This window comes from Luteipulveratus halotolerans (genome assembly GCF_001247745.1).
GTDB lineage: Bacteria > Actinomycetota > Actinomycetes > Actinomycetales > Dermatophilaceae > Luteipulveratus > Luteipulveratus halotolerans.
In genome coordinates this window covers 2,270,452-2,284,755 of sequence record NZ_LAIR01000002.1, presented here as the reverse complement: position 1 = coordinate 2,284,755, position 14,304 = coordinate 2,270,452, and the positions used below count along the sequence as shown (strand labels likewise).

Genomic DNA, 14,304 nt, shown 5'->3' with positions numbered 1-14,304 from the left:
TGCCTAGGCTGGTCGCATGCGTCCTGAGTCTTGACCCACTGACCGCTCCGTCCGCTCCCTGACGCTGCGCGCGTCCGCGTTCCGGGCTGCCCGCGAGGCCATCCCGCTGTTCGCGCTGTACGCCGTGCTCATGCGTGACCACGGCCTGTCCGGCGGCCAGGTCGCCACCTTGCTGATCGCCTGGTCGGTCGCCGGGTTCGTCTTCGAGGTCCCTTCCGGTGCCTGGGCCGACATGATCGACCGTCGCAGGCTGCTGCTGGTGAGCGGGCTGCTCTACACCGGCTGCTTCACGACGTGGGTGCTGTGGCCGTCGTACGCCGGCTTCCTTCTCGGGTTCGTGCTGTGGGCCCTGTCGGACGCCCTGATGTCGGGCACCTTCGAGGCCCTGCTGTACGACGAGCTGGCCGCCTGCGACCGGACGGGCGCCTGGGGTCGGCTGCGCTCGGTGTCCGAGACCGCGGCCGTCCTGACCATGGCGGCAGCCTCACTCGCAGCGACGCCGTTGTTCGCCTGGGGCGGCTACGGACTCGTCGCCTGGGTGAGCGTGGGTGCCGCGGCCATGAGCACCGCGTTCGCCCTGGCTCTGCCGAAGGCGCGGATGGTCGAGCGCGAGTCGGAGCCAGGACCGGTGGTCCGTCGTTACCTCGGCACGCTCGCGGAGGGCGTGCGTGAGGCGGCCGGCGCGCTCGTCCTGCGGCGGGCGATCGCGGCGTACGCGGCTGTCGTCCCGCTGATCGGTTTCGACGAGTTCCTCCCGCTCGTCCTGAGCGAGGGTGGCGCATCGACCGGCTCCCTGGGTGTGCTCACCGCGGCGTTCATCGCCGCGCAGGCGGTCGGCACCTACCTCGCCGACCGGGTCAGCCGCGCGGGGCGGCCGGCGTACGTCGTCGTGGTCGTCAGCGCGGGCGTGCTGACGGCGGCCGGTGCGGCGCTGCCGTTCCCCCTCGGGTTCGCGGCGATGTCCGGTGGCTACCTGCTGGCGACGTCGGCGATGGTCGCGGGCGAGATCCGCGTGCAGCACCTGATCACGGGGCGGGCTCGCGCGACGGTCACGTCGGCAGCCGGGCTGGCCAACGAGGTCGCGTCGATGACGACGTTCGGTCTGGTCGCTCTCGGGTCGCTGGGGTGGTCGATCGCGACGGTGGTCGCGGTGCTCGCCGTACCTTTCACCGTCGCGGCCGCGATGACCGGCGTACGGCTGCCGCGACGCGCGGTGCACGAGCGGTCTGGCGGAGCCGAGCGCGAGCAGCCCGCACTAGGATCGGGGCCATCATGAGCACCGAAGACTCCCGCCCCGTTCGCCTCCGCGTCGCCCCGTCACCCACTGGCGACCCCCACGTCGGCACCGCCTACATGGCGATGTTCGACCTGGCCTTCGTCCGACAGCAGGGTGGCCAGTTCATCCTGCGCATCGAGGACACCGACCGGACGCGCTTCGTCGAGGGCAGCGAGCAGCAGGTCTACGACACGCTCGCCTGGCTCGGCCTCGGCCACGACGAAGGCCCCGACGTGGGCGGCCCGTACGCCCCTTACCGCCAGTCCGAGCGGCTCGACACGTACAAGCCGTACGTCGACACCCTGCTCGAGGAGGGCAAGGCGTACTACTGCTGGTGCTCCTCCGAGCGGCTCAAGGAGATGCGCGACAAGCAGCAGGCGCTCAAGCAGCCGACGGGCTACGACCGCCTGTGCCACGGCAAGACCAAGGAGGAGCGCGCCGCGCTGCCCGGCTTCACCGACCAGCCGGTGGTTCGCATGCTCGTCCCCGACGACGTCGATCTCTTCTGGGACGACCTGATCATGGGCCGCACCAGCGCGCCGCGCCCCGACGACCAGGTCATCCTCAAGGCCGACGGCTTCCCGACCTACCACCTCGCCGTGGTCGTCGACGACCACGAGATGGCGATCACGCACGTCGTGCGCGGCCAGGAGTGGATGTCGAGCACGCCCAAGCACCGCCTGCTCTACACCTGGCTCGGGCTGCCCGAGCCGAAGTTCGCGCACATGCCGCTGCTGCGTGACGCCAAGAAGGCCAAGATCTCCAAGCGCAAGAACCCCTGGGCGCGTCTCACCTGGTTCAAGGAGGAGGGCTACCTCCCCGAGGCTCTGCTGAACTTCCTTGCGCTGCAGGGCTATCCGCCGGTGATCGAGCCCGATGGCACCGAGCGTGAGGTGTTCACGTTCGAGGAGTTCGTGCAGCGGTTCGAGTGGTCCAAGGTCAACAAGGCCGGCGCGATCTTCAACCTCGACAAGCTCAACTGGCTCAACGGTCACTACATCCGTGAGCTCGAGGTCGGCGACCTCGCGAGCCGTCTGCTGCCTTTCCTGTACGCCGACGGCGTGCTACCCGAGCAGCCGAGCCTGCCGCAGCTGGGCCGCCTCAAGAAGGTCACCGAGCTGATCCAGACCCGCATGAACCTTCTCACCGAGGCGACGCCGCTGGTCAAGCCGTTCTACGTCGGGGACAGCGACCTGGAGATCGCCGACGACGCACGGGCACAGCTCAAGGACAGCGCGGGCGAGGTGCTCGACGCGGCCATCGCGGCGCTGGAGCCCATCTCGGGCACGATCGGCAAGCCCGACGGCACAGGCGTCGAGTGGACGCACGACCGCATCGAGGCGGCTCTGCGCGAGGCGATCGTCGAGGGCCTGGGCATCAAGCCCAAGCTCGCGTTCGGCCCGCTGCGGACGGCCGTGTCGGGCCAGAAGGTCTCGCCGCCGCTGTTCGAGTCGATGGAGATCCTCGGCAAGGCCTCGGTCATCGCTCGTCTGGAGCGCCTGCGCGACTCGCTGTGACCCCAGGAACGCCCTGATCGCTCGTCGTACCAACGAGATTCACCGGTTGGTACGACGCGGTCGGGGCGTTCCTGGTGGCTGGTCGGCCGGCCGATTTGGGACCTCGGGGGAGGGCCGGTAAGGTTATCCCTCGGTTCACCCTAACGGGGTGCGGCGGTCGCGTCGCATCACCGGAGCGGTGATACCCCCTTGGGGTATGGTGTAATTGGCAGCACGACTGATTCTGGTTCAGTTAGTCTAGGTTCGAGTCCTGGTACCCCAGCGCTGATTGTCGCAGTGGCCACACTGCTGACGATTCGGAGAAAATCACCTCTCACGGTATGGTTTCCTCCGCTGCTGGTGAGGTTCTCCACGCCGGACAGCACGCTAGGGCCCCGTTGTGTAGCGGCCTAGCACGCCGCCCTCTCAAGGCGGTAGCGCGGGTTCGAATCCCGTCGGGGCTACGTAGTTCGAGACGGCCTCTGACCTTCGGGTCAGAGGCCGTCTTCGCGTTCCCGGAGAGTTGAGCGAACCTCACCGTGTGACGCATCGCGTGGTGCCGGCCTCGGTGTGAACCACCGCGAGCTCAGTCTCGACCGGGCGCCGTCAGTACTCCTCGTCGCGAACGCCAGGACATCACCGACCGGTCCGAGGCCGCCGACAGCAGCGACGCCACGCTCGCGAACGACCCGATCGAGAAGGCCGACGCGAACGAGCCCACCGAGCCGATCGACAGCATCGAGCCGACCGACCCGATGGACAGGATCGAACCCTTCGACCCGATCGACAGGATCGAGTCCTCCGACCGGATGGACAGCACGGACGACGACGGACGAGTCATGTCCTCATCATGACCGCCCCCGCCGGCGTACGGGCCCGCTCGGAGAGACTGCTCTCGTGACGACGCCTGTCTGGTACGCCGCGTACGGCTCCAACCTGTCCGCGCAGCGGTTCGCCCGCTACCTCGAGGGCGGTCGAGCCGCCGGCGCGCAGCGCACCCACCCCGGAGCCCGCGACGCCACTCCGCCAAGCGGCGTGCGGCCCGTCCGGCTGCCGGGCCAGGTCTTCTTCGCCGGTGAGTCGTCGAGCTGGGGCGGGGGAGTGGCCTACCTCGACGTCGCGGTGCAGGGCGAGGCGCTGGGGCGCGCGTACCGCATCACCGACGAGCAGCTCGCCGACGTGGTCGCGCAGGAGATGCATCGTGAGCCGGGCGAGATCATCGACCTGCCCGGGGTGCTCGCGGCACAGACCCTGGCGCTCGGCGACGGCGACTACGAGACCCTGCACGTCGTGGGCGAGCTCGACGGCGAGCCCGTCCTGACCTTCACCTGCCCCGACGGCGCTGCGCCGCAGCTCGGTCTGGCGGCGCCGTCTCGGCCCTACGTCGAGGTCATCGCCCGAGGACTGCTCGACGCGCACGACCTCCAGCCGCGTGAGGTGCTCGCCTACCTGGAGGGCCTGCCGGGCGTGCGGGGTGAGTGGACGTCCGCCGACCTGCGTACGACGGTGCTCGCCGCAGCGACCGCCCCTGCCTGACGTGCGAACGCGTCAGTCGGCCCAGATGCGCGCACTGCGGTCCTGCTGGGCGAGCCGACGCAAGGTCTGCAGGACGGGGTCGACCATCACGGTGCCGACGACGACGTAGGTCAGCGCCGCGGCCTCGTCGTCAGCCGGCACCGACGCGACGTCGACGTCGGCGACCTGCTCGACGGCGTCGGCGTACTGGCCGAGCCGCTCCCAGGTCACGTCGATGCCGGCGGCGCGCGCAGCGGCGACCTGGTCGGACAGTCGGCTCACGAGCGACTCGCCGGGCTGGATGTGCCAGCCACGCTCGTGCACCCAGGCCCAGGCCTCCTCGGCGAGCGCCGGATCGGCCGGAGGGCGGTCGTCACCCAGCGCGGCCTGGGCGACGCCGAGCAGGTCGTGCCGTGCGGCCGGCGGGTGGTCGAGCGCGGTCAGCACGGCCCGGGTCGAGGTCATGCTCAGGCCGCCGACGTCCATCAGCGCGCGGATGAGGCGGACACGGTCGACGTGGGAGTCGTCGTACGCCGCCTGCGTGCGGCTCAGCACCTCCCCGGGGTGCAGGACGCCCTCGCGCAGGTAGAACTTCAGCGTCGCGATCGGCACGTCGGTGCGCGCTGCGAGGTCGGATATGCGCATCGGATCTCCTCCTTGACGCCTGGAGAGTAGCGGTGTCCAATATAGATATCATCACTATCCAGGAGGCTCGGCATGGCTGACCGGCTGACCCACGCGCACGAGGGCGACCTGGCGGTCTTCCTGATCGGCATGACGATCAACCGACCGTGGCGCCCCGACCACTGGATGCCGACCTTCGCCGCGATGCCCGCCATGGTGCGTGAGCTGTACGAGAGCAAGAGCTCAGCCGAACGCGGCGAGCAGGACTGGCTGGGCTTCCTGGGAGCCCGCACGCTGATCGGGTCGCGTGGGCCGACGCTGGTGCAGTACTGGCGCAGCGCCGAGGACATCTACGCCTACGCCGGGGCCGAGGCTCGGGCGCACCGGCCGGCCTGGCTGGAGTTCTACCGCACAGCGCGCCGGCACGAGGGTTCCGTGGGCGTGTGGCACGAGACGTACTCGGTCCGCGCCGACGGCCACGAGTCGGTCTACTACGGCACCGGGCCGATCGGGCTGGGCGCAGTGACAGGGCTGGTGCCGGTACGCCGGCGCGGGGGCACCGCACGCGAACGCCTCGGCTCGCGGGTGCGAGCCGAGGCGTCCGGGACGAGCTGACGGATTCCGAGGCGACTCAGGCGGACTCGCCGCGCTGGGCCTGCTGGGCCGCCGCGCGGGCGAGCACCTCGGTGAGCTTGTTGGCGCCCGCGATCACGGTCGCCGCGTGGAGGCGTCCGGGCTGGCGCGACACGCGCTCGATCGGGCCCGAGATCGACACGGCGGCGATGACCTTGCCGGAGGGGCTGCGGACGGGCGCCGACACCGACGCGACGCCCTGCTCGCGCTCGCCGACGCTCTGCGCCCAGCCGCGACGGCGTACGGCCGACAGCATCGTCGCGGTGAACTTCGCGCCCTGCAGCCCCTTGTGGAGCCGCTCGGGCTCCTCCCAGGCGAGCAGGATCTGCGCCGCCGACCCGGCGTGCATCGACAACGTCGCGCCCACGGGGATCGAGTCGCGCAGTCCGACGGGCCGGTCGGCCGCGGCGACGCAGATGCGCTGGTCGCCCTGACGTCGGAACAGCTGGGCGCTTTCGTTGGTGTGGTCGCGCAGTGCGCCGAGCACCGGGCCGGCTGCCGCGAGCAGCCGGTCCTCGCCCGCAGCGGAGGCCAGCTCGACCAGGCGCGGTCCCAGGACGAAGCGTCCCTGGGTGTCGCGAGCCACCAGCCGGTGGTGCTCGAGAGCGACCGCGAGCCGGTGGGCCGTGGGGCGGGCCAGACCGGTCGAGGACACGAGTTGGGCAAGGGTCGACGGGCCGGCCTCCAGGGCAGAGAGCACGACCGCCGCCTTGTCGAGAACGCCGACGCCGCTAGACTTGTCCATGTCTTGATACTGCCGTCTCATGAAGCGAGACGCAAGTCCACGCCGAAAACCGGCGGCAGAAGATGGGTCACATCACATACGGGGAAGCCCCTTCGCGGGGCGGTCCGGTCGGATGCGATCCGCCGGCCGGGCGCAGATGCAGACGTACGAAGGAGCAGGAGCGATGGCACCAGCACGCACGCTGGCCGAGAAGGTCTGGGACGAGCACGTCGTACGCCGTGCCGAGGGCGAGCCTGATCTGCTCTACATCGACCTTCACCTGCTTCACGAGGTGACCAGCCCGCAGGCGTTCGACGGTCTGCGTCTCGCCGGTCGCCAGGTCCGACGCCCCGACCAGACGGTCGCGACCGAGGACCACAACGTCCCGACCACCCCTGGCCCGATCACCGACCCGGTCAGCAAGACCCAGGTCGAGACGCTGCGCAAGAACTGCGCCCACTTCGGCGTACGCCTGTTCCCGATGGGTGATGCCGAGCAGGGCATCGTGCACATCATCGGTCCGCAGCTCGGTCTCACCCAGCCCGGCACGACCATCGTCTGCGGTGACAGCCACACCTCCACGCACGGCGCGTTCGGGGCGCTGGCGCTCGGGATCGGCACCAGCGAGGTCGAGCACGTCCTCGCCACGCAGACGTTGCCTCTCAAGCCGTTCCGCACCATGGCGGTCAACGTCGACGGCGAACTCTCCGACGGCGTCACGGCCAAGGACATCATCCTCGCGGTGATCGCCGAGATCGGTACGGGCGGCGGCCAGGGTTACGTCCTGGAATATCGCGGCAGTGCGATCGAGCAGCTGTCGATGGACGCGCGCATGACGGTGTGCAACATGTCGATCGAGGCCGGCGCGCGCGCAGGCATGATCGCTCCCGACCAGACCACGTTCGACTACCTGCAGGGGCGTCCGCACGCCCCGACCGGAGCCGACTGGGACGCTGCCGTCGAGTCGTGGAAGGCGCTCGCCACCGACGAGGGCGCGACCTTCGACCACGAGGTGCACATCGACGCCGCGACCCTGTCGCCGTTCGTCACGTGGGGCACCAACCCGGGCCAGGGGCTGCCGCTGTCGGCGTCCGTGCCCGACCCCGAGTCCTTCGGAGACGAGTCCGACAAGGCGGCGGCCGAGCGCGCGCTCACCTACATGGACCTCAAGGCCGGAACTCCGTTGCGGGACATCGCGATCGACACGGTCTTCCTCGGGTCGTGCACCAACGGACGCATCGAGGACCTGCGAGCCGCGGCCGAGGTCATCAAGGGGCGCCAGGTCGCGGACAACGTGCGCATGCTCGTCGTCCCGGGCTCCGCACGCGTGCGCCTGCAGGCCGAGGACGAGGGTCTCGACAAGATCTTCTCCGAGGCGGGTGCCGAGTGGCGCCTCGCCGGCTGCTCGATGTGCCTCGGCATGAACCCCGACCAGCTGGCTCCCGGTGAGCGCAGCGCCTCGACGTCCAACCGCAACTTCGAGGGCCGCCAGGGCAAGGGCGGTCGTACGCACCTGGTGAGCCCGCTGGTCGCCGCGGCGACCGCTGTGCGCGGCACCCTGTCGAGCCCCGCCGACCTCTGAAAGGACCTGTGCCATGGACAAGTTCACGACTCACACCGGCGTCGGCGTACCCCTGCGACGGAGCAACGTCGACACCGACCAGATCATCCCTGCGGTCTACCTCAAGCGGGTCACCCGCACCGGCTTCGAGGACGGGCTGTTCTCCGCCTGGCGCGGTGACGAGGAGTTCGTCCTCAACAACGCCGACTACGCCCGTGGCTCGGTGCTCGTCGCAGGACCGGACTTCGGGACCGGGTCCTCGCGTGAGCACGCCGTCTGGGCGCTCATGGACTACGGCTTCCGCGTGGTCATCTCCTCGCGTTTCGCCGACATCTTCCGAGGCAACTCGGGCAAGGCGGGTCTGCTCACAGCGCAGATGCGACAGGACGACGTCGAGCTGCTCTGGAAGCTGCTCGAGAACCACCCTGGCCTGGAGGTGCGCGTCGACCTGGAGGACCGCACGGTCGTCGCAGGCGAGCTCACGATGCCGTTCGAGGTCGACGACTACACCCGCTGGCGTCTGCTCGAAGGTCTCGACGACATCAGCCTGACGCTCCGACACGACGACGCCATCAGCGATTTCGAGTCGCGTCGACCCGCGTGGAAGCCGTCGGTGCACGAACCTGCCTGAGTCGTACGACGGTCGGCTCGCGGCTGGTGTCGACGCCCGCCGCACCGAACGGCGCCAGCGCGTCGAATGCCCGGATCATGTTGCAGCGCAACATGATCCGGGCATTTTCAGTCTGCGGTGACGCGGGTCGAATTGCTCTCCGGGCGAGACTCGAGCGGCCGTCGAGAATGCGACGGCACACCATCGGCGGAGGCCCAAAGCCGTTACGACACAACGCATTCGACGCCGCATAAGGTGGACGCCCGCCCATTCGCGGCATACCGTCGTTCCAAGTCGGGCTCCCGCTCGGCCGCAAGAAGCTCCTCCGGCGGCAGCCGGAATCGATCCCTGAAGGGGTATCACCGTGAACAAGGCAGAGCTCATCTCGAGCCTTGAGGGTCGGCTGGGCAGCAAGAAGGCTGCCAGCGACGCTCTTGAGGCCGTTCTGGACGTCATCATCCGAGAGGTCGCGAAGGGCAACAAGGTCGGTATCACCGGCTTCGGCACCTTCGAGAAGATCGGTCGCGCTGCGCGTACGGGCCGTAACCCGCGCACCGGTGAGTCGGTCCGCATCCGTCGTACGTCCATCCCGAAGTTCAAGCCCGGCACGGCGTTCAAGAACGTTGTCGCCGACCCGCGTTCGCTGCCGAAGACCGGCAACGCCGGCGGACGTGCATCGACCGCCGACACCACTCCGGCCAAGAAGGCCGCCGCGAAGAAGACGACGGCCAAGAAGGCTGTGGCGAAGAAGACGACGGCCAAGAAGGCGACTCCGGCCAAGACTGCGGCGGCCAAGAAGACCACGGCCAAGAAGGCGGCCCCGGTCAAGGCTGCGGCCAAGAAGACGACCGCGAAGAAGGCGACTCCGGCGAAGACTGCGGCGGCCAAGAAGACCACGGCCAAGAAGGCGGCCCCGGTCAAGGCTGCGGCCAAGAAGACGACCGCGAAGAAAGCGACTCCGGTCAAGACCGCGGCCAAGAAGACGACGGCCAAGAAGGCGACTCCGGTCAAGACCGCGGCCAAGAAGACGACCGCGAAGAAGGCGCCTGCCACGAAGGCGACGGCCAAGAAGGCCACCACGAAGAAGACCGCGTCGAAGCGCACCGCGAAGCGCTGAGTCCGCGTCGCGCAAGAGCCGCCATCCTCCGTTCAGAGGGTGGCGGCTCTTCGACGTGTGTGGGTGGTGCGGCTGGTCAGCGGATGCGCTGGCCGGGGCCGACGCCGGTGATCCACAAGCGGGTGACGCCCTGAGCGCCGACCTCGACGCTGACGCGCTGACCGAGCCGAAGATGCCGAAGTCCGCTGGCGGCAAAGGCTGCTCGGGCGAAGTCGAGGACGCGGCCGTTGTCCATCAGCACCGACCCGGACCCCTCGTCCGGGTCGAACGTGTGCACCGTCGCCTGCATGTCAGGCGCTCTTGGTGCCGGCGGTGGCAAGAGCCTCGGACGACCACGGCCCCAGACCCATCTCGACGGCGAGCTCGAGCGACCTGATGTCGTCGACGTCGTGCCGGAGGGTGGGCAGGTCGAGCTCCAGGACCGTGCACCGGCGCGCGTGACGGGCGGCCGAGCCCCGACCGAAGCGCGGTGCGAGTGCCGCGGCGTCGTGGTGGGTGAGCAGGACCGTGCCGGAGCCGTCGTGGTCGGGGACGAGGGCGCTCTCGGTGGCCGCGCAGGCGCGCAGGCCGGCGTACAGCTCGTCGGCGCGCAGGGCCGGCAGGTCGCCGAGCAGGACGGCTGCAGGCAGGCCGGGGCGGCGACGGTCGGCCTCGCGCAGGCCGGCCTGGACGGCGCCGTTGAGGCCTCGTCCCGGGTCGGCCACGGTCGTGATGTCGTGGCGGGCCATCTCGGCGCTGACCTTGTCGTCCTCGGTGACGACGATGACGCGGTCGGCGCGGACCACCTCGCGGACGACGGTCAGGGTGTCCATGGCGAGGGCGAACGCGAGGTCGGGACGCGCGACACCGGGCGGCGGCTGAAGGCGCGACTTCGCCCGGAATCGACTCTTGACCGGCACGATCACGTGCCAGGCCGACATGACAGGGTGACTCACCCGCCCATCGTCTCACTGCGCTCCGGCGGCCGACCCGCGCGACACGGGTCGACACCGGATGCGCGGCCGGGCAGTATGACCCGAGCCACAGGTCGCGAGAGGAGAACCGTGCAACGCCCGCCCATGCGCGAGGAGATCACTCGCCTCTACCGCGGCATCATCGCCGGCGCCCACCCGGTGCTGCGGCGCGTGACCGTCCAGGACTGGAGCGGAGGCGAGCACCTCCCCGAGGGTGGTTTCGTGATCGCGTCCAACCACATCTCCAACGTCGACCACTTCCCCCTCGGTCACTTCCTGGTCGACCATGGTCGAGCACCGCACTTCTTGGCGAAGAGCTCGCTGTTCAAGCCGCCAGGTGTCAAGCAGATCATGCAGGGCACGGGCCAGATCCCGGTCTTCCGAGGTACGACCCGGGCCTCCGACTCCCTCGCGGCGGCCACGGCCGCCCTGCGAGACGGCGCGTGCGTGTGCGTCTACCCCGAGGGCACGATCACCCGCGAGCGCGACTTCTGGCCCATGACCGGCAAGTCGGGCGCGGCGCGGCTCGCCCTCGAGACGGGTTGCCCACTCGTGCCGATGGCGATCTGGGGCACTCACGAGATCCTCGAGCCCTACTCCGGCCGCTACGTCCCCTCGCTGCGTCCGCCCCGTACGGTGTCGGTGCGCGTGGGCGCTCCGCTCGACCTCGACGACCTGCGTGGTCAACCCCTCACCCAGGCCGTCCTGCGCGAAGCCACGGACCGGCTCATGTCGCGGATCACCGCGCTGCTGGAGGAGATTCGCGGCGAGAAGGCACCCGAGCACCGATTCGATCCGCGGACGGACGTCCCGGCCCGCGGCAAGAGCAAGAAGGGCAAGGCATGACGCGCGTCACCGTGTTCGGCAGTGGCAGCTGGGGCACGGCGTACGCCGCCGTGCTCGCGGACGCCGGTTGTGACGTGACGATGTGGTGCCGTCGCGCAGAGGTCGCAGAGGAGATCAGCTCCGAGCACACCAACCGCGGGTATCTCGCGGATCTTGTTCTGCCACAGACGGTTCGGGCCACTCACGACCCGCATGAGGCGGGCGAGGGGGCCGACATCTGCGTCCTCGCAGTGCCGTCGCAGACGCTCCGCGACAACCTCGGCAGCTGGGGCGACGTGCTGGGCGCCGAGTCGGTCGTGGTCTCGCTCATGAAGGGCATCGAGCTCGGCACCACCAAGCGCATGAGCGAGGTGATCCACGACGCGGCGTCGGTCGACCCGTCGCGCATCGTCGTGGTGTCCGGCCCCAACCTCGCGCCCGAGATCGCGGCCAAGCAGCCCGCGGCGGCGGTCGTGGCCTCCACGGGCAAGCTCGCGCGGGCCAAGGTCGCCGAGGCGAGCGCCACGCCGTACTTCCGGCCCTACACCAACGGCGACGTCGTCGGCACCGAGATCGGCGGTGCGGTCAAGAACGTCATCGCGCTGGCCGTCGGGATGGCCAAGGGCATGGGGATGGGCGACAACAGCATGGCCAGCCTGCTCACGCGAGGGCTCGCCGAGACGGCGCGGTTCGGCGTACGACTCGGGGCCGACCCGCAGACCTTCCTCGGCCTCGCCGGCGTCGGCGACATGGTCGCCACCTGTGCCTCACCGCTGTCGCGCAACTACTCCTTCGGGTTCAAGCTCGGCCAGGGCATGACCGTCGAGGAGGTCGTCGCCGACACCCGGCAGACGGCCGAGGGCGTCAAGTCGTGCGAGTCGATCCTGGCGCTGGCGCGTCAGGTCGGCGCCGACGTGCCGATCGTCGAGGCGGTCGAGGCCGTCGTGCACGAGGGCCGCAACCCGAAGGACCTCGTCGGCCTGCTGATGACGCGCGCGCTCAAGCACGAGCGCAGCTAGCGCCGTACGACGGTGGGACTCCGTCCGGGCTCGACGCCAGCGTCGCGCTCAGGGCCACCCGCTGACCGGCATGATCCCCGCTGCCGTGATCGCCCGCATGGTGCGCGACCTCGACGTCACCATCGTCCGAGCACTCATCGACACCGACACGGGCACCCTGCGCGAGACCAGCGCACGCGGCTACCGCCCATCGGCAGCCGTACGACGGTTCGTGACCACCCGCGACGGGCACTGCCGCTTCCCCGGCTGCTCCCACCCAGCCCGCTGGTGCGAGGCCGACCACGTCACCCCCTGGCCGGCCGGCCAGACCAGCGCCGACAACCTCCAGCTGCTGTGCAAGCACCACCACCGCACCAAGCACGAGGCCACCTGGCAGGTCACCATGACCCCCGACGGCATCTGCACCTGGACCAGCCCCCACGGCCGCACCTACGTCACCCGCCCCGAGACCGCCACCGCCACAACCCGACCTCGCCGGCGCGACCTGTGACCAGCACCCACACGCCGCCCACGGGCACGAGCGGACGACGCGCGGGGAATGCCGAGAACGGCACGTGCGTCGTCCGCTGAGGATGGCGTGCGGAGGACGTGACCAGTGAGGATGGCGTGCGGAGGACGTGACCAGTGACAGTGGGTGCGGAGGACACCGAGAAGGTGGCGGGCAGAGAGCACCCGTCCGAGGCGTACCGGACCGATGCCGGCCAGCGGCGACGACTGCTGACTGCCGACTGCCGCAGCCGGGCGAGTGATCGCCTGACCGCGAGCAGAGGTCCACGAGGTCCGGCCGGAGCCCCAGTCCGTCCTGCTCGTACGCCACGGCCAGGCGAGTCAGTCAGTGAGGTCGATCAGTGGGCTCAGCCGGCGCTCAGGGCGTCATCGAGGTCGCGCCACAGGTCCTCGACGTCCTCGACGCCGACGCTGAGGCGGACGAGCTCTTCGGGGACGGTCGACGGCTCCAGCGGGTGACGTCGTCGGCGTTCGATCAACGACTCGACCCCGCCGAGGCTCGTGGCCGGGGTCCAGACCCGCACCGCGTGCTCGACGCGCTCGGCGGCTTCCTTGCCGCCGGTGAGCTCGATGCTGACGACCGCGCCCATGTCGGGGTAGCGCACCCGGGCGACGGCCTGGTGCTCGCGCAGACGACCCGCGAGGTCGGCAGCGTTGGCGCAGGCGCGCTCGAGGCGCAGGTGCAGCGTGCGCATGCCGCGCAGTGCGAGCCAGGTCTCCATCGGGCCCGGGACCGCACCGCCCAACGTGCGGTGCTCGTACAGCCGGGCGTGCAGTGCGTCGTCACGGGTGACCGTGGCGCCGAGCAGCAGGTCGGAGTGGCCCGAGATGTACTTCGTGGCGGAGTGGACGACGACGTCCGCACCCAGGTCGAGCGGCTGCTGCAGCAGGGGAGTGGCGAACGTGTTGTCGCACACCGTGACGACGTCGCGCGAGCGCGCTCGCGCGAAAAGCGTTGGCAGATCAGCGATCTCGAGCATCGGGTTGGTCGGCGACTCGGTCCACAGCAGGTCGGCGCCGTCGAGGGCGGACAGCACGGCGTCGGTGTCGCTGATGTCGACGCGACGGACGGACAGGCGCTGCTCACGCTCGTACAGGTCGAGGATGCCGCCGGTGCCGTTGTAGGCGTGGAACGGTGCGACGACGGTGCCTCCGGTGGGGACGAGCGACACACAGGCAGCGACGGCGGCCATCCCCGAGGCGAACGCCAGTGCTCGACCACCCTCGAGCCCACCGAGCGTGTCCTCGAACGCCGTCCACGTGCGGTTGCCGTTGCGGCCGTAGCCGACCTCGCCGTCGGCGATGAAGGTGGAGGACAGCTCCAGCGGCGGACTGACCGATCCGCCGGGGACGCGATCGGGTCGCCCGCCCGTGACCAGACGGGTCGCAGCAGTGAGGGTGGTGGGGTCGAGCTCAGCCATGCGCACAGACTTGCACGAGCAAC

General features: G+C 70.1%; 16 protein-coding genes and 2 tRNA genes. 12 read left to right on the top strand and 6 right to left on the bottom strand.

The window, feature by feature from the left end; genetic code table 11:
- Nucleotides 1–58 precede the first annotated feature (58 nt).
- From VV01_RS11540 to VV01_RS11525, 4 genes are all read left to right on the top strand, one after another.
- The gene (locus tag VV01_RS11540) at nt 59–1,276 is read left to right on the top strand and encodes an MFS transporter (RefSeq protein ID WP_331456474.1); all 1,218 of its coding nucleotides are present in this window, start codon (nt 59–61) and stop codon (nt 1,274–1,276) included.
- A complete protein-coding gene (gene gltX / locus VV01_RS11535; RefSeq protein WP_071606359.1) occupies nt 1,273–2,793 on the top strand; it encodes a glutamate--tRNA ligase in 1,521 nt (506 codons plus the stop codon). Before VV01_RS11540 ends, gltX begins: the two co-directional genes overlap by 4 nt.
- A 190-nt stretch (nt 2,794–2,983) precedes the next feature.
- Nucleotides 2,984–3,055: transfer RNA gene (locus tag VV01_RS11530), tRNA-Gln, on the top strand.
- A gap of 108 nt (nt 3,056–3,163) precedes the next feature.
- Nucleotides 3,164–3,236, top strand: a tRNA-Glu gene (locus VV01_RS11525).
- Nucleotides 3,237–3,358: 122 nt separating this feature from the next.
- On the opposite strand, the gene VV01_RS11520 is transcribed toward VV01_RS11525, so the two are convergent.
- Nucleotides 3,359–3,613: a hypothetical protein gene (locus VV01_RS11520; RefSeq protein ID WP_050670009.1), complete on the bottom strand. Its 255-nt coding sequence runs from the start codon at nt 3,611–3,613 to the stop codon at nt 3,359–3,361.
- A gap of 56 nt (nt 3,614–3,669) precedes the next feature.
- Between VV01_RS11520 and VV01_RS11515 the strand changes: the two genes are divergently transcribed.
- The gene (locus tag VV01_RS11515; RefSeq protein WP_050670008.1) at nt 3,670–4,308 is read left to right on the top strand and encodes a hypothetical protein; all 639 of its coding nucleotides are present in this window, start codon (nt 3,670–3,672) and stop codon (nt 4,306–4,308) included.
- Between the two features lie 12 nt (nt 4,309–4,320).
- On the opposite strand, the gene VV01_RS11510 is transcribed toward VV01_RS11515, so the two are convergent.
- Nucleotides 4,321–4,932, bottom strand: coding sequence for a MerR family transcriptional regulator (locus tag VV01_RS11510; RefSeq protein WP_050670007.1), 612 nt, complete (start codon nt 4,930–4,932; stop codon nt 4,321–4,323).
- Between the two features lie 72 nt (nt 4,933–5,004).
- Between VV01_RS11510 and VV01_RS11505 the strand changes: the two genes are divergently transcribed.
- Nucleotides 5,005–5,526: a DUF4188 domain-containing protein gene (locus tag VV01_RS11505; protein ID WP_050670006.1), complete on the top strand. Its 522-nt coding sequence runs from the start codon at nt 5,005–5,007 to the stop codon at nt 5,524–5,526.
- A gap of 16 nt (nt 5,527–5,542) precedes the next feature.
- Here the strand turns inward: VV01_RS11505 and VV01_RS11500 are convergent, their stop codons facing one another.
- On the bottom strand, nt 5,543–6,289 hold the full coding sequence (locus tag VV01_RS11500; protein ID WP_050670005.1) for an IclR family transcriptional regulator: 747 nt from the start codon (nt 6,287–6,289) through the stop codon (nt 5,543–5,545).
- 163 nt (nt 6,290–6,452) lie between these two features.
- On the opposite strand from VV01_RS11500, the gene leuC reads away from it, so the two are divergent.
- From leuC to VV01_RS11485, 3 genes are all read left to right on the top strand, one after another.
- Nucleotides 6,453–7,850: a 3-isopropylmalate dehydratase large subunit gene (leuC, locus tag VV01_RS11495; RefSeq protein ID WP_050670004.1), complete on the top strand. Its 1,398-nt coding sequence runs from the start codon at nt 6,453–6,455 to the stop codon at nt 7,848–7,850.
- A 13-nt stretch (nt 7,851–7,863) separates the two neighbouring features.
- Nucleotides 7,864–8,460 (top strand): 3-isopropylmalate dehydratase small subunit, encoded by a 597-nt coding sequence (leuD, locus tag VV01_RS11490; protein ID WP_050670003.1) that lies wholly within the window; start codon nt 7,864–7,866, stop codon nt 8,458–8,460.
- Nucleotides 8,461–8,803: 343 nt separating this feature from the next.
- The gene (locus VV01_RS11485) at nt 8,804–9,556 is read left to right on the top strand and encodes an HU family DNA-binding protein (protein ID WP_050670002.1); all 753 of its coding nucleotides are present in this window, start codon (nt 8,804–8,806) and stop codon (nt 9,554–9,556) included.
- Nucleotides 9,557–9,632: 76 nt separating this feature from the next.
- Here the strand turns inward: VV01_RS11485 and VV01_RS11480 are convergent, their stop codons facing one another.
- Both VV01_RS11480 and cofC read right to left on the bottom strand, forming a co-directional pair.
- Nucleotides 9,633–9,845: a cold-shock protein gene (locus VV01_RS11480; RefSeq protein ID WP_050670001.1), complete on the bottom strand. Its 213-nt coding sequence runs from the start codon at nt 9,843–9,845 to the stop codon at nt 9,633–9,635.
- Nucleotide 9,846: 1 nt separating this feature from the next.
- The gene (gene cofC / locus VV01_RS11475) at nt 9,847–10,491 is read right to left on the bottom strand and encodes a 2-phospho-L-lactate guanylyltransferase (RefSeq protein ID WP_157508812.1); all 645 of its coding nucleotides are present in this window, start codon (nt 10,489–10,491) and stop codon (nt 9,847–9,849) included.
- A 108-nt stretch (nt 10,492–10,599) separates the two neighbouring features.
- Between cofC and VV01_RS11470 the strand changes: the two genes are divergently transcribed.
- From VV01_RS11470 to VV01_RS11460, 3 genes are all read left to right on the top strand, one after another.
- A complete protein-coding gene (locus VV01_RS11470; RefSeq protein ID WP_231635218.1) occupies nt 10,600–11,355 on the top strand; it encodes a lysophospholipid acyltransferase family protein in 756 nt (251 codons plus the stop codon).
- Nucleotides 11,352–12,353, top strand: coding sequence for an NAD(P)H-dependent glycerol-3-phosphate dehydrogenase (locus VV01_RS11465; protein WP_050669998.1), 1,002 nt, complete (start codon nt 11,352–11,354; stop codon nt 12,351–12,353). The genes VV01_RS11470 and VV01_RS11465 overlap by 4 nt, the downstream gene beginning before the upstream one ends.
- Nucleotides 12,354–12,423: 70 nt before the next feature.
- Nucleotides 12,424–12,843 (top strand): HNH endonuclease signature motif containing protein, encoded by a 420-nt coding sequence (locus VV01_RS11460; protein WP_050669997.1) that lies wholly within the window; start codon nt 12,424–12,426, stop codon nt 12,841–12,843.
- Nucleotides 12,844–13,207: 364 nt separating this feature from the next.
- Here the strand turns inward: VV01_RS11460 and VV01_RS11455 are convergent, their stop codons facing one another.
- Nucleotides 13,208–14,281: a trans-sulfuration enzyme family protein gene (locus tag VV01_RS11455; RefSeq protein WP_050669996.1), complete on the bottom strand. Its 1,074-nt coding sequence runs from the start codon at nt 14,279–14,281 to the stop codon at nt 13,208–13,210.
- Nucleotides 14,282–14,304: the final 23 nt, after the last annotated feature.